The organism is Nocardia sp. CA-120079 (assembly GCF_050955745.1).
GTDB lineage: Bacteria > Actinomycetota > Actinomycetes > Mycobacteriales > Mycobacteriaceae > Nocardia.
In genome coordinates this window covers 8,878,769-8,899,853 of the sequence record NZ_CP192088.1, presented here as the reverse complement: position 1 = coordinate 8,899,853, position 21,085 = coordinate 8,878,769, and the positions used below count along the sequence as shown (strand labels likewise).

The 21,085-nt window shown below is 66.4% G+C and carries 19 protein-coding genes; 8 read left to right on the top strand and 11 right to left on the bottom strand.

Going from position 1 to position 21,085, the window contains the following annotated elements; all coding sequences use genetic code 11:
* Window positions 1–37: 37 nt before the first annotated feature.
* The 5 genes from ACQPYR_RS40200 to ACQPYR_RS40180 all read left to right on the top strand — a co-directional run bounded on the left by ACQPYR_RS40200 (window position 38) and on the right by ACQPYR_RS40180 (window position 4,869).
* The gene (locus ACQPYR_RS40200; RefSeq protein WP_433624868.1) at window positions 38–763 is read left to right on the top strand and encodes an enoyl-CoA hydratase; all 726 of its coding nucleotides are present in this window, start codon (window positions 38–40) and stop codon (window positions 761–763) included.
* Window positions 764–1,906: an MBL fold metallo-hydrolase gene (locus ACQPYR_RS40195; RefSeq protein ID WP_433624866.1), complete on the top strand. Its 1,143-nt coding sequence runs from the start codon at window positions 764–766 to the stop codon at window positions 1,904–1,906.
* Window positions 1,907–1,940: 34 nt separating this feature from the next.
* Entirely contained in the window at window positions 1,941–2,240 is a 300-nt protein-coding gene (locus tag ACQPYR_RS40190) for an antitoxin (RefSeq protein WP_433624864.1), read from the top strand.
* 49 nt (window positions 2,241–2,289) lie between these two features.
* Window positions 2,290–4,599: an ATP-dependent DNA ligase gene (locus tag ACQPYR_RS40185; RefSeq protein WP_433624862.1), complete on the top strand. Its 2,310-nt coding sequence runs from the start codon at window positions 2,290–2,292 to the stop codon at window positions 4,597–4,599.
* 90 nt (window positions 4,600–4,689) lie between these two features.
* Entirely contained in the window at window positions 4,690–4,869 is a 180-nt protein-coding gene (locus tag ACQPYR_RS40180; protein ID WP_433624860.1) for an antitoxin, read from the top strand.
* Window positions 4,870–4,948: 79 nt separating this feature from the next.
* On the opposite strand, the gene ACQPYR_RS40175 is transcribed toward ACQPYR_RS40180, so the two are convergent.
* Entirely contained in the window at window positions 4,949–5,596 is a 648-nt protein-coding gene (locus ACQPYR_RS40175) for a cysteine hydrolase family protein (protein WP_433624858.1), read from the bottom strand.
* A gap of 280 nt (window positions 5,597–5,876) precedes the next feature.
* Here ACQPYR_RS40175 and ACQPYR_RS40170 point away from each other — a divergent pair, with 280 nt between their 5' ends.
* On the top strand, window positions 5,877–7,118 hold the full coding sequence (locus ACQPYR_RS40170) for a lipase family protein (RefSeq protein ID WP_433624856.1): 1,242 nt from the start codon (window positions 5,877–5,879) through the stop codon (window positions 7,116–7,118).
* A gap of 63 nt (window positions 7,119–7,181) precedes the next feature.
* On the opposite strand, the gene ACQPYR_RS40165 is transcribed toward ACQPYR_RS40170, so the two are convergent.
* From ACQPYR_RS40165 to ACQPYR_RS40145, 5 genes are all read right to left on the bottom strand, one after another.
* A complete protein-coding gene (locus ACQPYR_RS40165) occupies window positions 7,182–7,826 on the bottom strand; it encodes an ammonium transporter (RefSeq protein ID WP_433624854.1) in 645 nt (214 codons plus the stop codon).
* A 226-nt stretch (window positions 7,827–8,052) separates the two neighbouring features.
* Window positions 8,053–8,724 carry a hypothetical protein gene (locus tag ACQPYR_RS40160; RefSeq protein ID WP_433624852.1) on the bottom strand — a complete coding sequence of 224 codons (672 nt, stop codon included), beginning with the start codon at window positions 8,722–8,724 and terminating at the stop codon, window positions 8,053–8,055.
* Window positions 8,725–8,742: 18 nt separating this feature from the next.
* Entirely contained in the window at window positions 8,743–9,480 is a 738-nt protein-coding gene (locus tag ACQPYR_RS40155; protein ID WP_433624850.1) for an energy-coupling factor transporter transmembrane component T family protein, read from the bottom strand.
* On the bottom strand, window positions 9,480–11,594 hold the full coding sequence (locus ACQPYR_RS40150) for an ABC transporter ATP-binding protein (protein WP_433624848.1): 2,115 nt from the start codon (window positions 11,592–11,594) through the stop codon (window positions 9,480–9,482). Before ACQPYR_RS40150 ends, ACQPYR_RS40155 begins: the two co-directional genes overlap by 1 nt.
* 79 nt (window positions 11,595–11,673) lie before the next feature.
* Window positions 11,674–13,140, bottom strand: coding sequence for a flavin-containing monooxygenase (locus ACQPYR_RS40145; RefSeq protein ID WP_433624846.1), 1,467 nt, complete (start codon window positions 13,138–13,140; stop codon window positions 11,674–11,676).
* A 99-nt stretch (window positions 13,141–13,239) separates the two neighbouring features.
* Here ACQPYR_RS40145 and ACQPYR_RS40140 point away from each other — a divergent pair, with 99 nt between their 5' ends.
* Window positions 13,240–14,298 carry an AraC family transcriptional regulator gene (locus ACQPYR_RS40140; protein ID WP_433624844.1) on the top strand — a complete coding sequence of 353 codons (1,059 nt, stop codon included), beginning with the start codon at window positions 13,240–13,242 and terminating at the stop codon, window positions 14,296–14,298.
* On the opposite strand, the gene ACQPYR_RS40135 is transcribed toward ACQPYR_RS40140, so the two are convergent.
* On the bottom strand, window positions 14,295–15,074 hold the full coding sequence (locus tag ACQPYR_RS40135) for a metallophosphoesterase (RefSeq protein ID WP_433624842.1): 780 nt from the start codon (window positions 15,072–15,074) through the stop codon (window positions 14,295–14,297). The two genes, ACQPYR_RS40140 and ACQPYR_RS40135, sit on opposite strands and share 4 nt — an antisense overlap.
* Before the next feature lie 161 nt (window positions 15,075–15,235).
* Window positions 15,236–15,670: a MarR family winged helix-turn-helix transcriptional regulator gene (locus ACQPYR_RS40130; protein WP_387286158.1), complete on the bottom strand. Its 435-nt coding sequence runs from the start codon at window positions 15,668–15,670 to the stop codon at window positions 15,236–15,238.
* An 86-nt stretch (window positions 15,671–15,756) separates the two neighbouring features.
* On the opposite strand from ACQPYR_RS40130, the gene ACQPYR_RS40125 reads away from it, so the two are divergent.
* Window positions 15,757–16,401: a TIGR03086 family metal-binding protein gene (locus tag ACQPYR_RS40125; protein ID WP_433624839.1), complete on the top strand. Its 645-nt coding sequence runs from the start codon at window positions 15,757–15,759 to the stop codon at window positions 16,399–16,401.
* A gap of 226 nt (window positions 16,402–16,627) precedes the next feature.
* On the opposite strand, the gene ACQPYR_RS40120 is transcribed toward ACQPYR_RS40125, so the two are convergent.
* The 3 genes from ACQPYR_RS40120 to ACQPYR_RS40110 all read right to left on the bottom strand — a co-directional run bounded on the left by ACQPYR_RS40120 (window position 16,628) and on the right by ACQPYR_RS40110 (window position 21,065).
* A complete protein-coding gene (locus ACQPYR_RS40120; RefSeq protein WP_433624837.1) occupies window positions 16,628–17,419 on the bottom strand; it encodes an RluA family pseudouridine synthase in 792 nt (263 codons plus the stop codon).
* Window positions 17,420–17,665: 246 nt separating this feature from the next.
* On the bottom strand, window positions 17,666–18,673 hold the full coding sequence (locus ACQPYR_RS40115) for an adenylate/guanylate cyclase domain-containing protein (protein WP_433624835.1): 1,008 nt from the start codon (window positions 18,671–18,673) through the stop codon (window positions 17,666–17,668).
* Window positions 18,674–18,725: 52 nt separating this feature from the next.
* Window positions 18,726–21,065 (bottom strand): galactose oxidase-like domain-containing protein, encoded by a 2,340-nt coding sequence (locus ACQPYR_RS40110; protein ID WP_433624833.1) that lies wholly within the window; start codon window positions 21,063–21,065, stop codon window positions 18,726–18,728.
* Window positions 21,066–21,085: the final 20 nt, after the last annotated feature.

Below are 21,085 nucleotides of genomic sequence, written 5' to 3'. Positions count from 1 at the left end.
GATGTAACCACTCGAACCGGTCAGTTGGGGAGGATGCATGCTCGACGTTAGCCGCGATGGCGATGTCGTCACTATCGAACTACAGCGCGAGGAGCGGCGTAACGCGCTGAACTTCGAACTCGTCACTCGGCTCCGCGAAGCAGTATTGTCCGCGGCCGAGCAAGCCAGGGTGATTGTGCTCACCGGTCGGGGATCCCTGTTCAGCGCGGGCGCGGATCTGTCCGGGGTCTACGCGGAGGAATTCCTGACGGCCCTGCCCGACATGCTGCACACGATCGAATCCGTGCCGGTCCCGGTGATCGCGGCGATCAACGGCGGTGCGCTCGGCGCGGGCGTGCAGATCGCGCTGGCCTCGGATCTGCGGGTCATGGAACCCGACGCCTATATCGCCATTCCGGCCGCCAAGCTCGGCATCACCGTCGACCGCTGGACCGTGCGGCGGCTGGCATCGCTGATCGGCGGTGGCCCGGCCCGGACCATTCTGCTCGGTGCGGAATCGGTGTCGGCCGCCGATGCCTACGCATTCGGCTTCGCCAACCGACTCGGCACGCTGGCCGACGCACAGGCCTGGGCCAAATCGATCGCCCAGTTGGCCCCGCTATCCCTGCGGCATATGAAGTTGGAGCTCAACGATGACGGCACCCGGGATCCGGAGAGCGCGCAGCAGCGTGCGGCGCTCGAGGCGGCGTGGACCAGTCAGGACGCCCAGGAGGGGCGGCTGGCCAGGGCAGAGAAGCGCGCGGCGAAATTCGTGGGGCGATAAATGAATCCGAAGAAGATAGTGGGCATTGCCGCCGGTGCACTCGGCCTCGCCTGGGTGGTGCGCGCGGTCTGGGACATCCCGTCGGCGATCGGCGCCTCCATCAATGCCATTGCGCCCTACGCCACCGGCGCGGTCAGCTATCGCAATCGGCAGTTCCACAACACCGAGCCGAGCACCCAGTTCGTCTCGGGAGCCGCTCCGTCCCTGCTGATTTCGGCGCTGACCCGGCGCAATGCCGGTCGCCCGCGCAATGCGGTTCCGCTGGCCACCCCCGACGTGCCGACCGAGGCCGCCGATCTCGCGGTCACCTGGTACGGGCACGCATCGGCGCTCATCGAGGTCGACGGTTACCGGATTCTCACCGATCCGGTTTGGAGCGAACGGGTTTCGCCGTCCGCGCTGGTCGGTCCAGCCCGGCTGCATCCGGTGCCGACGCCGCTGTCGGAACTGCCGCAGGTGGATGCGGTGCTGATCTCGCACGATCACTACGACCATCTGGACAAGGCGACGATCCGTCAGCTGCTGGTCGGGCAGGCCGCGCCCTTCCTGGTGCCGATCGGCATCGGCGCGCATCTGCGGCACTGGGGCGTGCCCGAACATCGGATCGTCGAATTGGATTGGGGCGGTTCGGTTTCCCTCGCCTCGCTGGGGCGTGAGCGCGACGGTACGGATCTGGTGCTCACCTGCACCGAGGCGCGGCACTTCTCCGGACGCGGCCTGGTGCGAAACACCACACTGTGGGCGTCCTGGTCCATCATCGGCCCGACGCGGCGGGTGTACTTCGGCGGTGATACCGGATACACCAAGGCTTTCGCGGAGGCCGGGGCCGCGCTCGGACCGTTCGATCTGACGCTCCTGCCGATCGGCGCTTACGACGAGGCCTGGCCGGACGTCCACATGAACCCGGAGGAGGCGGTTCGCGCGCATGCCGACCTCGGCGTCGGCGATCCGGGACACGGACTGCTGGTGCCCATCCACTGGGCGACCTTCAACCTGGCCTTCCACGGGTGGTCGGAGCCGGTGCGCCGGATGGTCGCGGCGGCACGGGCGGCCGGCACCGCGCTGGCGGTGCCGATGCCGGGCCAGCGCATCGACCCCAATGACCTGCCGAGCCGGGATTCCTGGTGGGAGGATATTGGGTGAATACCTAGGTTCGTCGACAGGAAGGAATGCAGGCATGAGTCTCGTGGACACCCTGAAAGGCCTGGTCGGCAAGGGCAGGGACGCGGCAGCCGAGAACGCCGACAAAATTTACGATGCGGTCGACAAGGCCGGTGGGTTCATCGACGAGAAGACCGGCCACAAATACTCCGACAAGATCGGCAAGGTGCAGCAGGCCGCCAAGAAGGCGGTCCCGACGGACCACTCCGCATCGGAGCCACCCGCGCCCGCACCGAAGCCGCCTACGGCCGCGGCCGAGGAGCCGCCCGTGCCACCGGCTCCCAAGCCCGAAGAGCCGGGACAGCCGCAGGCCTGATCTGTGGCGGGGGCCGATATCTGTCGGTCCCCGCCCCTAAACTTCATTTATGGTGACCCGCCGGGAATTCGGTGGCAGCCCGGGCCGGCCGGGCGTCGAGGTTGAGCTGAGCAACCTCGACAAGGTGCTGTATCCGGCGACCGGAACCACCAAGGGCGAGGTCATCGCGTACTACGCGGCCATCGCGCCCGCGATGCTCCCGCATATCGCCGGGCGGCCGGTCACCCGGAAGCGCTGGCCCAACGGGGTCGACGAATCGTCCTTCTTCGAAAAGAATCTCGCCGAACACGCACCGTCGTGGCTGGAGCGCCACACCATCGAGCATTCCGGCCGCAAGGTCGTCTATCCGGTCATCGATTCCGAGGCCGGACTGGCCTGGATCGGACAGCAGGCGGCGCTGGAAGTCCATGTACCGCAATGGCGTTTCGACGGTGACAAGGTCGGCTACGCCACTCGGTTGGTCTTCGATCTGGATCCGGGGCCGGGTGCGGGACTGGCCGAATGCGCGCGGGTCGCACTGGCGGTGCGCGAGATGGTCGAGGGGATCGGGCTGCACGCCTTCCCGGTGACCAGTGGTAGCAAGGGAATTCACATCTATGTGCCGCTGGATCGGGAGTTGAGTCCGGGCGGTGCGTCCACGGTGGCCAAGCAGGTGGCGACGAATCTCGAGAAGCTGCACCCGGATCTGGTCACCGCGACGATGGCGAAATCGGCGCGCGGCGGAAAGGTCTTCCTGGACTGGAGCCAGAACAATCCGTCCAAGACCACCATCGCACCGTATTCGCTGCGCGGCCGCACCGAGCCGAATGCGGCCGCACCGCGCACCTGGGCCGAGCTGGAGAGCCGGAAAAAGCTGCGGCACTTGCGCTTCGACGAAGTGCTCGCGCGCTGGCGCGATGACGGCGATCTGCTCTCCGAATTGGATCCACCAGGTTCGAACAGCGATGCGCTGACGAAATATCGCTCGATGCGCGATGCCTCGGCGACCCCGGAACCGGTGCCGTCCGAAACGCCTACCACCGGGGCGAATGATCGCTTCGTCGTCCAGGAACACCACGCGCGGCGGCTGCATTGGGACGTGCGGCTCGAACGCGACGGCGTACTGGTGTCATGGGCCGTCCCGAAGGGCCCGCCGACCTCGTCGGATCAGAATCGGCTCGCCGTGCACACCGAGGATCATCCGTTGGAATACTTGGACTTCCACGGTGCCATCCCCAAGGGCCAGTACGGCGCGGGGGAGATGACCATCTGGGATTCCGGCACCTACGACACCGAGAAATGGCGCGAGGACGAGGTCATCGTCACCTTCCACGGCAAGCGACTGCGTGGTCGCTACGCGATGATCCGAACCAATGGCACCCAGTGGCTGATGCATCTCATGCGCGATCAGAATCCGGCCGAGGAAGAGGCGGACCGGGTGTCCAGTGGTCCGGTCGGCCCCGAGGCCGCGTTCATCGTGCCGAGACCGGCTGGGCCCGCGCCCTTTCCACGTGGACTGCAACCGATGCTCGCCACCCACGGTGAGGTCGCCGATCTCGATGACGTCGAGTGGTGCTTCGAAACCAAATGGGACGGCTTCCGGCTGATCGCCGAAATAGATTCCGGGACACTGACTCTGCGCAGCCGGGCGGGCAATGTGGTGACCAAACGCTATCCGGCTATGTCGGTGCTGGCCGAGGAGTTGGCCGGACACAATGTGGTGCTCGACGGTGAGGCCGTGGTGTTCGACGATCACGGCATCGCGAATGTAGGTCTGCTGCAGGCCGATGCGGCGCGCGCGGTCTTCGTCGCCTTCGATGTGCTGTATCTGGATGGGACTTCACTCATCCGCAAACGGTATTCGGATCGGCGTCGGGTGCTGGAGGCAATCGCCGCCAACGCGCCGTCACTGCGGGTGCCGCCGCGACTGGACGGCTCCGGCGCCGAAGCGCTGCGCTACAGCCAGGAGCAGGGCCTGGAAGGTGTGGTCGCCAAGCGCAAGGATTCGGTGTATCTGCCCGGTAAGCGCGGGCATTCGTGGGTCAAGCAGCGCAACTGGCGCACTCAGCGTGTCCTGATCGGCGGCTGGCGGCGCAGCGACGCGCGCAACTTCAAATCGCTGCTGGTCGGCATTCCGCACGAGGGCAGGCTGTATTACGTGGGGCGGGTCGGCACGGGGTTCAGCGAGCCGGTCATGCGGGATCTGGCCAAAAGGCTCGGCAAATTGGAGCGCAAGACCACCCCGTTCGACAACGACCTCACCGCCGAGGAACGCGAGGCCGCGGTGTGGGTGACCCCGAAGCTCGGCGGAACCGTGCGCTTCATGAACTGGACCGAGACCGGCCGCCTCTGGCATCCGGCCTGGCTCGGCGAGATGTGACGGTGGTCGCTGATGGTTTGCCGGGTCATCGGGGGTTCGCTCGGTATCGTTTGTTTGCGGTTGTGTCGGCTCGAAAACGAGGAGTGCGCGGTGGATTTCAAGAACCTGGCGAACAAGGCGCTGGACTTGGCCCAGCAGAATGCGGACAAGGTGGATACGGCCATCGATAAGGTGGGCGATCTCGTCGACGAGCAGACCGACGGCAAATTCGCGAGCCAGGTCGACGCCGCGCAGGATGCCGCCAAGAAGGCCGTCCGCAAGGACAACTGAGTCGCCGACCCTTTCGAGCGACCTGCAAGCAGTCGCTACGGCGTGGCGGACCGGGCCTACCGATCCGCCATTCCTGCGGTCAGTTCTGTTCGCGGGCGAGCAGCGGAATGATGGTCGCGCTGTCGGTGACCATCGCGTGCCCTTGGAATTCGAAATCGTCGTAGGCGCGCGCCATTGCCTCCTTATCGCGGCCGCCGACGGCATCGCTGATGATCACCGGCACGAAGCCGAGGTCGGTCGAATGGGTGACCGTCGGCGCGATGCCGATCTCCAGCGCGACACCCGCGATCGCGTATGCGCCGATGCCGAGATCGCGCAGCACCGCGGCCAATGGCGTGCCTTCGAATGCCGACATCGATGTCTTGTCGAAGATCACTTCGTCCGCCGTCGGCCGCAACTCCGGAACCAGTTCGAAGGCCGGGGTGTCGCGCTGCAGGATGAACTTCACGTCGTCGACATTGTCGACCTGCTGCCAGCTCATGGCCATTCGCAGCGCGAAGGTGCCACTCAGGCGGCGCGGCAGGAAGAAATGCCGCAGGAAGATGATCGGATAGCCGCCGCGCCGTGCGGCTTCGACCACCCGCGCCACCCGCTCGATGATCTCCGGACCGTCCGGCAGTTGGGACAGCACACCGACCTGCATGTCGTAGACGATCACCGCCATGCGGTGCGGCGCACACACATCGGCGAGTTCTTCGGGGATGTCCAGTCCGTTGCCATGCCGCATGGTCAGCTCACTCCTGTTCGATACCGATCACATTCCGGGTACGGCCCGACGGTGATTCGGTTGCGCGATAGCCACTTTCGGAGCGCGCCGCGGCGTGCTCCGACCCAACTGTAACCATGTCGGAAATCGGACACGTACGGCGTTGCCGATGCCCGCCATTGCCCGTTGCTGGGCCTCTGATCAGGCAGTACGGTGGTGGCATTCGAGGCCGGGCGAAGTCGGCGCCGACGCGTTCCCGGCGCACTGTGCGTCGCGCCGCGTCGGAACACTGGAGGCCCCGATGAAAATTTCATCTGCACCATTCGTCGGCGGTGACCGGAGATCCGGTGCGGTATCGATCCTTATCGTTCTCGCGGTCGTGGCGTTCGCATTCGCGCCCGTTGCCAGGGCGGTGCCGACGCCGGATCAGGACCCGTTCTACGCGGCACCGGCCGATCTGGCCGCACAGCCCGACGGTGCTGTGCTGCGGGCCCGCTCGATCGCCCTGTACGGTCTACCGCTTCCGGTTTCAGCCTGGCAGGTGCAGTACCGGACCAGCGATACGAGCGGCTCACCGATCCCGGGGATGGCCACCGTGCTGGTGCCGAATTGGCCGTGGTTCGGCCCTGGCCAGCGACCCTTGCTCTCGTACCAGATCGCCGAGGACAGTCTCGCCACCCGGTGTGCGCCGTCGTACGCGCTCGCGGGCGGCTGGGATCTCGGCGGCGCGAATACCTATATCGACACACCGTTCATCGCCGAGGCTATGCGCCGCGGCTGGGCGGTGGTGACAAGCGATTACGAGGGGCCGGACTCCCGATTCCTGGACGGCGTCAATGCCGGCCGCGCGGTGCTCGACGGCATCAGGGCGGCCCGCACGCTCGCACCGGATGGCGTCGGTCCGGCGAGCCCGATCGGAGCCTGGGGCTATTCGGGCGGTGCCTTCGCGACGCTGTGGGCGGCGCAGATTCAACCGCAGTACGCGCCCGATATCCAGTTCGCCGGGATCACCTCGGGCGGGGTGCCCGCCGATTGGACAGCCATGGCCCATAGTGTCGATGGCACCGTGCAGGCGGGGCTGGGAATGCTCGTATTGCTCGCGATCGCGAAGAACGAGCCGAATTCCGGTGTTCCGGAATTGCTCAACGAACGCGGTCGCATCGCCCTCGCCGAGGATGCCTCGGCCTGTGCACCGGATCTGCTCGTCAAGTACATCAACGCGCATGTGGACGATTTCGCGGCGGTGCCGGATGTGCTGTTCCATCCGGTATTTCGGGCTGTGACCGACCGCCAGGAGCTGGGCGGCAGCGCACCGGTCATGCCGATGTACCTGTACCACAGCACCACCGACGATGTGATCCCGGTCGCGGGCTTCGCCGATCTGGTCGGCCGATACTGCGCACAGGGTGCCGATCTCACCTCTGTGCATTCGGCGCTGCCCGGACACAATGTGACCGCCATCGGTGAGGCGGCCGGTGCGATGGGCTTCCTCGCCGATCGCTTCGCGGGTGCTCCGGTCGCGCCGGGCTGTCACGGCCGATAACCGAAAGATGCGGCGCGCTACGAGGATTCGCCGCGCGCCGCGTTCGGAGTGCTTGTGCCGGTCCTACTTGACCGGCGCGTCCTGCCATTTGGTGGTGCCAGCCGGGGCGGACAGGGTGCTGAGCAGATCGATGCCCGCGATGATCAATGCCGGTCCGCCGACCACGAGGGTGCCGATGATGCCGCCGATACCCGCGCCCGCGATGACGCTGGCGATGACGGTCGGTCCGCCGATGATGCCGGTGAGCCCGACCAGCGCGCCGATCACCGTGCCGAGGAAACCGCCGATGGCGGTGGCAATGCCGAACTGGGACAGGAAGTTATCCTGTGCGCGCAGATTCTCCCGTGGCGACGCGATCGGCGTGGCCGCCTGCCGCGCCTGCGTGTAGTCCTTGACCGCGGTCAACTCCAGCACCCGGCCCGCGTCGCGGATCTCATGCGGCATGGCGAACTCCAGACCGTCCTGCCGGAACGTCAGCGGCAGCGTGACCACCGTATTGCCCGCGATGTCCTTGATATCCACGGTGTTCGCGGACAACTGGAAGGACCCGTCGGTCAGCGTGGTGACGATCTTGTCGCCCACCAGTTTTGCCTCGTACCCGATGTCGGGTACGGGCGCGGCATCCGGCTGTGCATAGGAGGTGCCCGCGCCGACCGCGACAGCGGCGACGATCGGCACGGCTGCCGCAGTGATCTTGCGGAGAATCATTCCGGTGGTCCAATCTTCATCAGTACTTGCGAGCCGTAGCAACGCTCCGCACGCGAAAAATCCTCCCCCCGACGCTGTGCAGAGCCACGATGTGATCTAAAGAACGCACTCCGAGGACACCGTACCGCGTACAAAAGGTTTAGAGGAATGCTTTTCGGGGTATTCAATGTTGCTCACATGATGAATCTTGTTATAGCTCTTCGCTATCCAGTCATGCGCCCGGCTACTACATGACATTGATGGCGCGGGCGATCACCAAGATCACCAAGGCTAATGAAATCGCTGATTGCAGCATCATCGTCGCCTTTGCCCACCGCGACATCGGCATGACATCGGTCGGGCTGAAGGCCGTCGCATTGGTGAACGCCAGATACAAATAGTCCAGGAACTGTGGCTCCCAGTCGGGTTCGGCCAGGTCCGGACTCTGCATCTGCACGAACAAGAAGTCCGGCAACGGCTTTCGCGCATGCGCTCGGGCCGCTGGTCCGCCGCGATCGAACTCCCAGTACCAGAGCCCGAACACCACCACATTGGTCAACCAGACCGCGCCGCCCGAGAGCAGAATTTCCACGCGATCGGTGAGGGACCGATCGATCAGCCGGAACACCAGCCAACCCGCCGAAGCCGCGGTGGCCAGACTCAACAGCCCGGTCAACAGGAGGCCGCCGTTGCGCAGCCAACGCTCTTCCCGATTGAGCCGGAACGGATTCGCCACCACCAACACACCGAGCAACAGGACCTCGAGTACCGGTAGCACAAGCCAGGCGGGCTGCTTCCAATGTTCCAGCGGCACGACCTGCAACACCACGATCACCAGTACGGCGAGCGTCGCGGCCCACCGCGATTCACCCTCCGTCTTGCGTTGCCAGGCAGGTACATCGTCGTCTTGGTCCGGCACAGGGGCCAGTATCGCCGATCAGGTGAGCAGATCGAGGACGACCGCGCCGAGGCAGACCGCGATGACAATCGTCAGCGCGATCGCGTCATTGCGTCCCGGGGCGCTCGGGTGTGCGGTGAGCTGGCCGGTGCCGCCGCGCGCGGTGATGGCCTCGCCCAGTTCGGTTGCCCGGCGGCTGGATACCGCCATCGCGGCGGTGAGGATATCGACGAGCGGATTATCGGCGGCGCGGGTGAGCAGGCCATCCTTCGGGCGCAGTCGGCGGGCCGCACGCAGCACCCGGATCTCGTCCATCAGCAGCGGCAATCCGCGCAATGTCAGCGCGATGACCACGGCCCATTCGTCCACGGGCACGCGGAATCGGCGCAGTGGGGAGCCGAGTTTGGCCAGCGCGGGGGCGATATCGCCCATCGGGGTGGTCCAGGCGATCAGGAACGAGGAGGCCAGCAGGATCAGGCCGAAGACAGTGACATTGGTGTAGCGCAGCACGGCGTCGCGGCCCACCGGCACATTGAGCAGGGCGCCGATGCCGATCGCCGCCCAGAACCACCACGGCAGGCGCGGCAGCGTGCTCAGCGGCAGTCGGGCCACCAACCCGATCGCGATCACGAAGACGACCATCAAGCCGAGTACCGGCCAGGACGGCAGGAACATCAGCACCACACTGATCAGGAACGCCCCGATGATCTTGGTTCCGGCCCAGAGGCTGTGCACCGGACTGGAAACCGGCACTTCGCGGAACAGCACCGTACTCATTACCGACCTTCGTTCCCGAGTCGCCAGGCCGGATCGCCTGGGCGCGCCCCTGGCATTGTCGTGCGGGAATCCAGCTGGTGCGCGGGCACATTCGCGGTATCGCGGATCGGATCGCTCTCCAGAATGCGTCCGGCCTCGAGGTGTACGGCCCGGTCGCAGACCGCGGCCATATCGTGCACGTCATGGGAGATGACGATCAGGGTGAGCCCGGAATCGCGCAGGTGGGCAAGCAGTTCCACGATTTCGGCGCGACCGTGCGGGTCCAGCCCGGCCAGCGGCTCATCGAGCACGACGACCGGCGCATGGCTGGCCACAATGGCCGCCAGCACCACGCGCTTGGCTTGGCCGCCGCTGAGTTCTTCGACGGAGCGTGCGGCCAGTGCGCGATCCAGACCGACCGCATCCAGTGCGCGTCCGACCGCGCCGGATCCGGTGGCCCGGCCGCCCCAGTCCGCGATTTCGTCGCCGACCGTCTGCTTCTGCAGCTGCAGCCGGGAGTGCTGGAAGGCCAATTCCACCCGGCCGATCTGCTTCGCGATCGGCTTATCGCCCAATTCGCAACGGCCGGAACTGGGTTCGATCAATCCCGCCATGATCCAGGCCAGCGTCGATTTGCCGGAGCCATTGCCGCCCACCACGAGTAACGCCTCGCCGCGCCGTACCGTCAGGTCGACGCCGTGCAAAGCCGGTGCGGCCCACGGTGTTCCGCGGTTATAGGTGTGACGAACCTCGCTCAGCCGCAGGATTGTTTCGCCCATCGGCCGACGCCGGATCTCGCCGGCCGGTCGCGGCCAGGCGGGCAGCCGCTCCACGGTCCGGCCGCCGGCCAGATGCACCACCCGGTCGGCTGCGGCGGCATCGGCCTCGTGATGGGTTACCAGCACCACGGCCATCGGGTGGCGTTTGGGTAGTTCGGCCAGGAGCGCGACGAGATCGCGGCGACCTTCCGGATCGATCATCGAGGTGGCCTCGTCGGCAATGAGCAGCGCGGGGCGGCGGGCCAATGCGGCGGCCACCGCCAGCCGCTGCTGCTGACCGCCCGAAAGCGTTGCGGTCTCGCGATCGCCCATACCGTCCAGGCCGACCTCGCGCAGCAGGCCATCGATATCGACCGCGGCGGCGAGTTCGGTGGACAGACCCCACACCACATCGTCGGCGACGAGCACACCGAGCGTTTGACTCTCCGGCCGCTGCAGCACCAGTGCGGTACCGCCCAGATGGCCGAGACCTGCGGCGCCCGGCCGGTCCACGCCGCCGGTGGTCGGCGGATGTCCGGCCAGCAGCCGGGTCAGCGTCGATTTGCCCGATCCGTTGTGGCCGACGATGGCCACGAATTCGCCGATATCGACCGTGAGATCGATCCCGGACAGCGCCTCCACCGGCGCGCCGGGATAGCGGAAGCCGACCTCGCGCAGTCGCACCGGGAGCGGCGCGATCGGCCGGTCGTCGGGTGGTGCGTCGAGCCGGTCTCGACTGGGCAGCCAGGACAGCCGGTCGAGTACCGAGCCGAGTACGAACCAGGAGAACACCGCCGTCGCGATGAAGCCCGCCAGCACACCACCGCCGACCAGCACCCACCACCAGCGGATCGCCGCGTCCGCGGCGTCGGCGACTCCGCGTCCGAGGGGTTCCAGCTGGGGCTGCCGCGCCGCCGTCCGCTCCAGGCCCTCCGCGGTGCTGCGGATGGTGTTGAACAGTAGATTCCGTGACCGAGAAAGCACGACCAGCGTTCCGACGGCGAACGCCGCGAAGCCGAGACCGGCGACTACCGACAATCCGAGCACCGCGGGCAAACCGCCACGTCGACGTTTGACGATGCCGATAATGCCCGCGACAGTGGCCGAGCTGAGAATGCCGAATGCGGGCACGATGCCCGCCGCGACGAAGCAGACCAGCACGGCCGAACCCGTCGCGGTGATCAGGGCGCGCAGCCGATAGCGGTGCGCGATCATGGCCAGCGGCACCGCGGCGACCAGCTGCAGCGCCGCGGCGAACGGAATCAGCGCACCGACGGTGACCAGGCCGACGGTGGCACCGCCGAGTACCGCCCCCGCCGCCAATTCGATCGGGCGCAGCGGGCCGCGCTCGGTGGGGCGGGCTGGCAGATCACTCACGGGTCAAGTCTGCCAGGATCGGTGTGGACAGTTCGTGTGGTCTTTCTGTGGAGTGCTTGAGGCTGTGTCGGTTTGCTCGCTATGCGACCCGGGTCAGCTCGTAATCAGCGGCCTTCAACTTGCGGACGCGACGGCGGTAGGCGAGCTGTGGACCCGGCCAGTTGTTCGTGATCCGGCCCGAAGCGGTGCGATACCAGCTGGAGCAGAAGTTCCACGGTGTGCGCGCGAGGCGCTGCTGAACCGCGGTATTGAATTGCGCCTCCGCCTCGGGACGCACCTCGAGCACGTGGCCGGGACGTTCGGCGAGCAGTTGGACGGCCTGGCGGATATAGCGGGCCTGCGATTCGATCATGTAGATGATCGAGCCGACGCCGAGATTGGTATTCGGTCCGTAGACGAGGAACAGATTCGGGAAGTCGGGCACGGTAATGCCGCAGTAGGCGTGCGCGCCGCCCTGCCAGGCGTCGGAGAGCTTGCGGCCCGCGCGGCCGTAGATATTCATGGGCCAGAGGAATTCGGTGCCCTTGAACCCGGTGCCGTAGACGATAACTTCCGCCTCATGCACCTTGCCGTCGGCGGTGCGCACGCCGTTCGGCACGATTTCGGTGATGGCGGTGGTCTCGACCTGCACGTTCGGTTCGAGCAGAGCCGGGTAGTAGTCGTTGGAGAACAGGCCGCGCTTACAGCCGATCGGATAGTCGGGGGTGAGTTTGGCACGCAGTTCCGGATCCGGGACCTGCATTTCCAGATGTTTCGACGCGATTTTCGCGACCATTCGCACGATCCACGGGAATTCGACCAGGCCGAGCGCGATGAATTCGGCGATGGCCCACCAGCCGAAGCGTTCGACGAGCAGGGCTCCGGGCAGCCGGGCGAAGAGTTTGTGCTGGACCGGGGTGTAGTCGGTATCGAATTTGGGCAGCACCCACGCCGCGGTGCGCTGGAACAGGGTGAGGTGTCCGACGCGCGGCTGGATCTCCGGAATGTACTGGATGGCGCTGGCGCCGGTGCCGATGCAGGCGACGCGTTTACCGGCGAGTTCGACCCCGTGATCCCACTCGGCGGAGTGGAAGGCCTGACCGGTGAAGGTGTCGATGCCGGGAATGTTCGGCAGGGCGGGCCGGGACAGTTGGCCGACCGCGGAGATGAGTACGTCGGCGGTGCGGGCCGTGCCGTCCTTGGTCCGTACGGTCCAGCGGCCGGAAGCGTCGTCGAATTCGGCGTCGGTCACCTCGGCGCCGAAATGGATCGCCTCCAGCAGGCGGTGCCGCTGGGCGACACCGCGCAGGTAGTCGTGGATCGCGGCCTGTCCGGAATATCGCTGCGGCCAGTCCGGCTTGGGCTCGTAGGAGAACGAGTACAGCGGCGACGGCACATCACAGGCCGCGCCGGGGTAGGTGTTCTCCCGCCAGACCCCGCCGATGTCGGTGCCGCGCTCCAGGATGGCGATATCGTCGAAACCGTTGCGCCGCAATTCGATTGCCATCCCGACGCCGCCGAAACCGGCGCCTATGATGATGACCGAGGGCCGTTCGCCAGCTGTCATTTGTGGCACTCCTCACAGCGCTGTAGATGAGTTCCACTCTAAGACCGCAGGTCGCGTATGGGGGTGGGCCTATCGAGATTTTCGGCCATAATGTCCGCTGTGGAGCGGGTACAGGATCCGGGCATCCGCGACTGGAACTTTCCGCGCGGCATCGCCAGCGTGGCACTCATGGTCGGTTATGCCGGTGAGCAGGGCGTGCCCGTCGCGCGCATGCTCGCCGGAACCGGGCTGACCGAGGCCATGCTGCACGATCCGGATGCGCAGATCGACGCGCGCACCGAACTCGCCGTCATCCGCAATCTCGTCCGCGAACTCGCCGATACGCCCGCGCTCGGTGTCGAGATCGGTCGCCGGTATCGGATCACCACCTTCGGCATTTTCGGCTTCGCCTGCGTCAGCAGTCCGACGCTCGGTGAGGCGATCTCGTTCGCGCTGCGCTATCTGGAGCTGAGCTTCACCTTCTGCCTGCCCGTCGCGGAATGGGGGGAGGGCGAGTTCATCGCCTGGGTGCACGACGAATCGATTCCGGCCGATGTGCGCCAGTTCCTGGTCGAGCGCGATGTGACCGCCATGCATCAGGTCATGAGCGATCTGATCGGTAAACAGCTGCCACTGACCAGGGCCGAATTCCGTTTTCCCGAGCCGGCATACGTCGATCGGATCATGGAGGTCACTCATGTGCAGCCGCGTTTCGGACGGCCGCACAACCTGTTCACTATCGATCCGGCAATGCTGGAGCAGCCGCTGCCGCAGGCGAATGAGCACACCTGGGCCATGTGCCTCGCGCAATGCCGTGATCTGGTGGATCGACGCCGAGCCCGCACCGGTATCGCGGCCGAGGTACGCGAACTCCTGGTGCCCGGCGGTGCCGACGGATTCGCCGCGCCGCGCGGAATCGACTCCGTCGCACGCGATCTCAATATGAGCACCCGCACCCTGCGCCGCCACCTCGATGCCGCGGGTACCAGCTACCGCGCGCTGCTGGACGAGGTGCGCCGCGCTCTCGCCGAGGAAATGCTCACCGCCACACCGCTTTCGGTGAGCGATGTGGCCATCCGGCTCGGCTACGCCGAATCCTCCACCTTCATCTACGCCTTCAAGCGCTGGACCGGCGCGACCCCGGCCGCCTACCGCCGCGAACGAGTGGTGCGCCGCTAATTCGGCTGCACGCCGATCCGGCCGCCCATCGCAACACTGCGGAAATGCGTTGTGATGCGGCGATTTTCATCGATGATGTGCAGGGCGATGGCCGGATCCGGCGCGTAGTCCATCACGCGATGGGGGAGTTCGAGTTCCCACTCCCCGCCGAGGACGGAGGCGGTGCTCGGGGCGATCAGTAGCGGGCGGCCCGCGAAGGTGGTCGTGGCGGCGGAATGCGCATGTCCGGTGATCACGCCGACGATGCGTTCGTCGGCGGCGACCACCTCGGCCAGTTTCTCGGGCTCGGCCAGCGAGATCTCATCGATGACCGGACTGAACAGATGTGCGGGCGGATGGTGCAGCGCAAGGAGAATGGGCGCGTCGGCGGGTGCGGCGGCGAGTACGCCGCGCAGCCAGTCGTAGGTTTCCTCGGTGAGTCGGCCGCCGGATTCGCCAGGGACGCTCGAATCCAGCAGGACCACGGTCGAATTGCCGATTCGGTGTGCGTGGTTGATCGGCGCGGTCGAGGTGGATTCACCGAGCAGGATCGTGCGGAAGGCGGCGCGGTCGTCGTGATTACCGGGCAGTGCGTAGACGGGGATATCGGCATGGAGTGCGACGCGCGCCTCGGCATATTGCTCGGGCTTACCCGAATCGGTGATATCGCCGGTCACCAGAATGGCATCGGGCCTGCGTCGCAGCTCGGCGAGATAGGCCATGACCCGCTCGACGCGTTCGGCATTTCGGGTGCCGAGATCGAAATGGGTATCGCTGACCTGAGCCACCAGGATCATCGGCGTTCGCTTTCTCTGGGGGATCGCTCCATTGCGTCAGAGGGTGTCGCCATCGTGTGCCGACACGTTTACAGGCTAGATGACCTGCGGGTTACGCGTCGCCATGAGGCTGACCACCGGTAGAAGGCCGCGGGGTCGGAAGTGGTCGCGCGCACATCGGGTCAGCTCGACGGGTCGACGACCGATGCCCACAGTGTCTGCAGTGACCGCAGGAACGACTTGCGATCGGCGGCGGAGAGCTGAGACAGCAGGCGGTTCTCCTGCTCCTGGATATCGCGTTGTGCCTGGTCGCGGGTGGTTCGACCGGCCGGGGTCAGCGAAATCAGGCGTGCGCGCCGGTCGGCCGGGTCGAGGTCGCGCTGGATGAGGCCGCGCTGCTGGAGTTCGTCGAGTGTGCCGATGATGCGCGTCTTGTCCGCGCGGATCTTCTTGGCCAACGCCGCCTGGGTGTAGACGGGTTCGTCGCCGAGTCCGAGCAGGACCACATAGCCCCACATGGTCAGGCCGTGCCGCTCGAGTATGGGCAGTTCCGCCATGGCGAGGGCGCGGCCGAGCGGCGCGATCATCGCGGCGAGGTCGGGGCGCTTTTCCGGCATGGGTAGAAAATACCGCTTGGCTTATGATAAGCGAGAGCTTATGATAAGCAGGAGCTTATCAATTTGGATGTATCGAGAGGACAGCGATGACCACCGATTCCGACACCGCCCCAGAGTTGCAGACCCTCAAATCACTGGGAACACAGGTCGATTTGATCGCCCTCAATGCCCAGGCCGTGCGCACCAGCATCGAAGTTGTTTCCCAGCTGACTCCCGCCGATTTGGCCAAGCCGACGCCGTGCGCGGGCTGGACGCTGCACGGGTTGCTGGCGCACATGATCACCCAGCACTACGGCTTCGCGGCCGCCTCCCGCGGTGAGGGCGACTTGTCGCTGTGGCGGCTGCGTCCGCTGGGCGATGACCCGGTCGCGGACTACCGTGCCGCCGCCGAACATGTACTGGCGTCCTTCGCCGAGGACGGCGTGCTCGACCGGTCCTTCCCACTGCCGGAGTTCACCCGCGCCTTCGAATTCTCCGGAGCCGAGGCGGTCAGCTTCCACTTCATCGACTACGTCGTGCACTCCTGGGACGTCGCCCGAACCCTCGGCCGCACAGTGCATTTCGACGATGACCTGCTCGCGGTCGCATTATCGGTAGCCGAGATCGTCCCCGGTGGCCCGGCCCGCTTGGCCCCTGGCTCGGCCTTCGGACCGGTCGTCACCTGGTCCGGTGACTCCGTGCTCGACGAGATCGTCGCGATCCTCGGGCGTTCTCCGAACTGGCCCGAGTAGTCCTCGCTCGAGTGACCCCACGGGCCCAAATTTGCGGGCCGCGCAGGGAATTTCCGGATGTTCAGTGCGCTGCACGAAAGAACGTGAACAGCGCGGACCTTCCTGGCAGAGGACTGCTGCACGTGGCTGCTATGCCACATTCGGTCGAGCAATTCGCCGAGCGCGATTGGCGTGCTGCCTATGGATTGCCCGGATAATCCGTGCGCGGGGTTCGGCTGGAGGAGGGCTATTCGGTTGGGGGGAGCGGGGATTCGGCGGCGTGTAGCAGGTTGTCGGCCTGCTGGAGGAGGGCTTCGGGGTCGGGGGTGGGGTGCAGGGGGTGCCAGAAGTCGGGGGTCGGGGTTGCTCGGAGGGTGAGGGTTGGGGGTGTGCGCCAGGGGGCGGCGAGGGCGAGTTGCCAGGAGTGGAGGTAGGTGCGGTCGTATCGGGCGGACTTGTCGAATAGCGGGTCGCCGACGATGGGGTGTCCGATCCAAGCCAGGTGTACGCGGATCTGGTGGCGGCGGCCGGTGATCGGGCGCACTGCGAGCACGGTGCGGGTGTCCGTGCGCAGGACCGCCGCGAACTGGGTTGTCGACGGATAGTTCTTGGTGGCCAAGAGATCCGCGTCATCGACGAACCAGCGACCGGCCTGCTCGCGAATGGATTCGCGGGGCGCGGCGATCCGCACGCGGTTCTTGCGGCCGACACTGAGCGGCAGTTCGATGACGCCGCGATCGGGCAGGCCGGTCGATTCCACGATCGCCAGATACGCCTTCTCGGCCGTCTGCTTGTTGAACTGCCTGGTCAGTTGCCCGTGCGCGCCCAGCTCCTTGGCCAGCAGCACGAGTCCGGAGGTCACCTTGTCGATCCGGTGCACCGGATACAGCGTTTCCCCCACCGCGGCCGCTGCCTCGACGATATCGCTGTCGTGCCGCTCCCCGGTCACCGAAATCCCGGCGGGCTTGTTCAGCGCCAGCACCGCCGCGTCCTCCTCGATAACGCAGCTCTTCCGCAACGCGGCCCACTCGAACTCCACCGGACGAGCTTAGGTCGTGCGCTGCCGTGCTTACCCTTGTGGCGCGGCGCGTGGAGACCCAGGTTGTGCGCCACCGCGCTCGCCTCCGCGGCGCAGCGTGTGGGGATCCAGGTTGTGCGCTGCCGTGCTTACCCTTGCGGCGCGGCGTGTGGGGGTCGAGGTGGCGAGCTTAGGTTGTGCGCTGCCGGTGTGTGCCGTTGCGGTGCGGCGTGTGGGGGTCGAGGTGGTGTGCCCAGGTTGTGCGCGCTATCTGTACTTGCCATTACGCCGCAGGGTGTGGGGCCGCAGGCGGTTGAAGCCGCGGACGCGCACGCTGCGCAGATTGCGGATATCGAACTCCGGATTGCCGTCAAGGGCCGCGGCGGCCTCGTCATCGACGAGTACGGTGCCGGGGCGGGCGACGCCGGTGAGCCGGGAGGCGATATTGACCACCGAGCCGTACAGATCGCCGAAGCGTTGCAGCACCGGCCCGTATGCCACGGCGACCCGCAGCTCCGGCGTGCCGCCGACCATCATCGTGCTCTCCTGGATGGCCAGCGCGATGCGGGCCGCATCCGTTGGATCCTCGGCCGCGAACATGACCTCGTCGCCGACATTCTTGATCACCCAGCCGCCGTTCTCGGTGATCGCGGCGGTGGTGGTGGATTCGAATGCCTCCAGCAGCATGGAGAGTTCGTCGGGGTGCAGATGTCTGGTGAGCCGGGTGTAGCCGACCATATCGGCGAAGCCGACCGCCAGCTCGCGCACCGACTCGCCCGCCGTGGTGCCCGGATCGAGGGAACGGGCCAGGGCCGCGGCGAGATGGCGGCGCCACGCGTAGGTATTGAGCTGTTCGAGCGTGGAGATGGCCGCCTCAGTGGCGTCGCGCGCGATTTCGGCCGGATCGGTGCCGGGCGCGGCCGCGGCCATCCGAGTGCTGATTTCGGCGAGCACCACATCGACCTGCCATTCGGCCAGACGTGCCATGCCCTGGCCGAGGGTGCGTGCGGTCGCGGCCTGCTGACGGGAGTCCGCCGAGGCGAGCACATTGAGCGCGCGGAAATTGCGCACCGCGGCGATATCGGCGTCGGCGTAGTCGACGGCGGCATCGTCGAGACCGGCCGGGAAGCCGAGTGCCATCCACAGCCGCTTGGTCAGGTCGGTGGTCGTCCCGGATTCTTCGGCGACCTGGGTCCGGTTGTAGCGGCGGCGTCCGTCGAGCAGATAGGACTCCACGACCGACTCGACCAGCTCGGATATCTCGGTGGGAACCATGATCGGTACCTTACGGGCCGGGCAGGCGGTCCGGGACTGTGATCGGCCACAATCAGCCCAGGTGCAGCCACTGTCCGATCGACGGCACGCCCTGGTCGTTCACGACGAACACCAGATACCAGCCCGGCGGCGCGAGTGCCGGATTCGACGGCAGCTTGATCGTCACGGAATCCGGTGCGGTGCCGGCGAATTCGAGGTCGATCAGGCGTTGCTCGTTATCGGAGGAGTGGGTGCACGCGCCAGGTCGAACGAGGTTCACCTCGCGCAGGGCCGCAGTGGTGATCGCGGTAACGGTCGCGCCGTGGGCGACCGTGTCCGTCGCGAGCGTGAGCTGCGGTCGCTCGCCTTGGAAAAGATAAGGCGGCCAATAGGTTTCGATGCGCAATTCCTCGGTCTTGCGCGCCGGATTAGAGCCGGCGGTGATCACCTTGCCGTCGGGGGTGAGCAGGGCGACGGAGTGGTACAGCCGCGGCACCCGGCTGGGCGCCGTGTGCATCCAGGTGCCCATCGCCGGATCGAAGATCTCGGCGTGCGGCGGCGCGTCGTGCGCCATCTCCTCCATACCGGAACCGCCGGTGGCCAGTACTGTTCGGTCCGGGAGTAGGACCGCGCCGAGATGCATCCTGGCATGATCCATCGGCGGCGCCGCCTGGTCTTCCGGCGTGGCAGAGGTCAGATCGACGATCCTGGTATCGGCCAAAGCCGGTGCGGGGCTGTGCATATCGTATCCGCCGCCGCCGAGAATCATGACCCGCTGTTGCTGCGCGGGCGGCAGCAACACGCTCGCCGACTGATTGCGTGAACCCGGATCGGTGAGACCGGGCACCTCGACAGTTGTGCCGGTCGCCGGATCCCAAATCGAGGGCCGCATGCCGTTGTTCGCACCGTACTGGCCGCCGGTGTAGAACAACCTGCCGTCGGCGAGTAGCACGAGATGCCCGTACATCGGGATGGGACCGGGAGATGGCAGCTGGGACCAGGTTTCGGTGCCGGCGTCGAATAGTTCCGGAACGACGGATAGGAAGTTGTCGGCACCAAGACCCGACACGGCGACGATATTGCCGCTGGGCAGCGGCGCCAGCGTCGGGTACCAGCGGCCGAAAGCCATGTCCGGCCTGGTATTCCAGGTCAGCGTCGCCGGATCGAAGATGAGTGCGTCCTTCAGCCCGTAGAACGGGTCGTAGCGTTCGGTGCCGCCCGCGGCGAGCAGCCTGCCGTCCGGCAGGAACGCGTGTCCGACGCAGAACATATCGATCGGGGTTCCGGGTGCGCTCAGTCCTGGTCGCGGGTAATGCCAGACGCGCGTGCGGAATTCGTGGGCGTCGTGGCGGTCCGGATCGTTACCGGAACCGGCGAAGAACAGCACATCACCGGTGTGCAGTAGGGCGGCGTGCACCGGGTTGATCTCGGTGCCGAAATCGAGAACGCGCCACAAGCCCATATGTGGTGCGTGCGTCAGATCGGTCTCCAGTTCGAGCACGCGCAGATAACCGGCATTGACGCCATCGGGCGCGTCGATGGTGAACACCACCAGTTCCGCCGGTGTGCCGTCGTGCGGCAGCAAAGCCAGTGCCGCGCCTTGGTTTTCGGCGAAGCCCCACTCGGTCTTGGTCCATACGCTCCAGCCGTCGACCGCGTGCCCGGAACCTTCCAGGCCCCAGCCGATGGTGTACACGCCGGCATTCACACCGTCGGGGTTGTCCACCGCGAAGACGATCAGTTCCGGCCTGCCGTCGCCGTCCAGATCCGCGGCCGTGATGCCCGCGCCCTGGTTCTCCCAGCCGTACCAGTCGGGCACCGCCACCCACGGCGTCCATTCGCCGACCGCGCCGTCCGCGGTCAGTCCCTTGGCAAACCGAAACTGTCCGCTGTTCTGGCCCGGCGGATTGTCGACCGCCAAAACGACCAGGGTGAGCTGCCCATCGACGGACGTGAGGCAGATATCGGCACCCTGGTTTTCCCAGCCGTACCAATCCGGCACGGTGATCCACGGCGTCCAGCCGCCGGTCACCGTGCCGTCCTCGGCCAGATCGCGCCCGATCCGGTAGCAACCCTGGTTCTGGCCGGGCGGATTGTCCACGACGAACACCACGAGATCGGGTCGGCCGTTGCCGCTCAGATCGCCGATCGCGATGCCCGCGCCCTGGTTTTCCCAGCCGTACCAATCCGGCACCGGCAGCCACGGTCCCCAACTCTTCGTCGAGCCGTCGGGGGCGAGTCCCATGCCCACCCGATATGACGCGGTGTTCTGACCAGCCGGATTGTCCACCATGAGTACGACGACATCCAGGGCGCCGTCCCCATCGATATCCGCGATCGCGATCCCGCAATCCTGGTTCTCCCATGCGAACCAGTCGGGGACCGGAACGAATTGTCCTGCCACGCAATACATCGTCGCCCTGAACGCGCCAT

Bases quoted from the DNA above. Each gene is read 5' to 3' on its own strand.
- ACQPYR_RS40200 (WP_433624868.1), top strand. From the start codon at position 38: ATGCTCGACGTTAGCCGCGATGGCGATGTCGTCACTATCGAACTACAG.
- ACQPYR_RS40195 (WP_433624866.1), top strand. From the start codon at position 764: ATGAATCCGAAGAAGATAGTGGGCATTGCCGCCGGTGCACTCGGCCTC.
- ACQPYR_RS40190 (WP_433624864.1), top strand. From the start codon at position 1,941: ATGAGTCTCGTGGACACCCTGAAAGGCCTGGTCGGCAAGGGCAGGGAC.
- ACQPYR_RS40185 (WP_433624862.1), top strand. From the start codon at position 2,290: ATGGTGACCCGCCGGGAATTCGGTGGCAGCCCGGGCCGGCCGGGCGTC.
- ACQPYR_RS40175 (WP_433624858.1), bottom strand. From the start codon at position 5,596: ATGCGGCATGGCAACGGACTGGACATCCCCGAAGAACTCGCCGATGTG.
- ACQPYR_RS40170 (WP_433624856.1), top strand. From the start codon at position 5,877: ATGAAAATTTCATCTGCACCATTCGTCGGCGGTGACCGGAGATCCGGT.
- ACQPYR_RS40165 (WP_433624854.1), bottom strand. From the start codon at position 7,826: ATGATTCTCCGCAAGATCACTGCGGCAGCCGTGCCGATCGTCGCCGCT.
- ACQPYR_RS40155 (WP_433624850.1), bottom strand. From the start codon at position 9,480: ATGAGTACGGTGCTGTTCCGCGAAGTGCCGGTTTCCAGTCCGGTGCAC.
- ACQPYR_RS40145 (WP_433624846.1), bottom strand. From the start codon at position 13,140: ATGACAGCTGGCGAACGGCCCTCGGTCATCATCATAGGCGCCGGTTTC.
- ACQPYR_RS40135 (WP_433624842.1), bottom strand. From the start codon at position 15,074: ATGATCCTGGTGGCTCAGGTCAGCGATACCCATTTCGATCTCGGCACC.
- ACQPYR_RS40130 (WP_387286158.1), bottom strand. From the start codon at position 15,670: ATGCCGGAAAAGCGCCCCGACCTCGCCGCGATGATCGCGCCGCTCGGC.
- ACQPYR_RS40125 (WP_433624839.1), top strand. From the start codon at position 15,757: ATGACCACCGATTCCGACACCGCCCCAGAGTTGCAGACCCTCAAATCA.
- ACQPYR_RS40115 (WP_433624835.1), bottom strand. From the start codon at position 18,673: ATGGTTCCCACCGAGATATCCGAGCTGGTCGAGTCGGTCGTGGAGTCC.
- ACQPYR_RS40110 (WP_433624833.1), bottom strand. From the start codon at position 21,065: ATGTATTGCGTGGCAGGACAATTCGTTCCGGTCCCCGACTGGTTCGCA.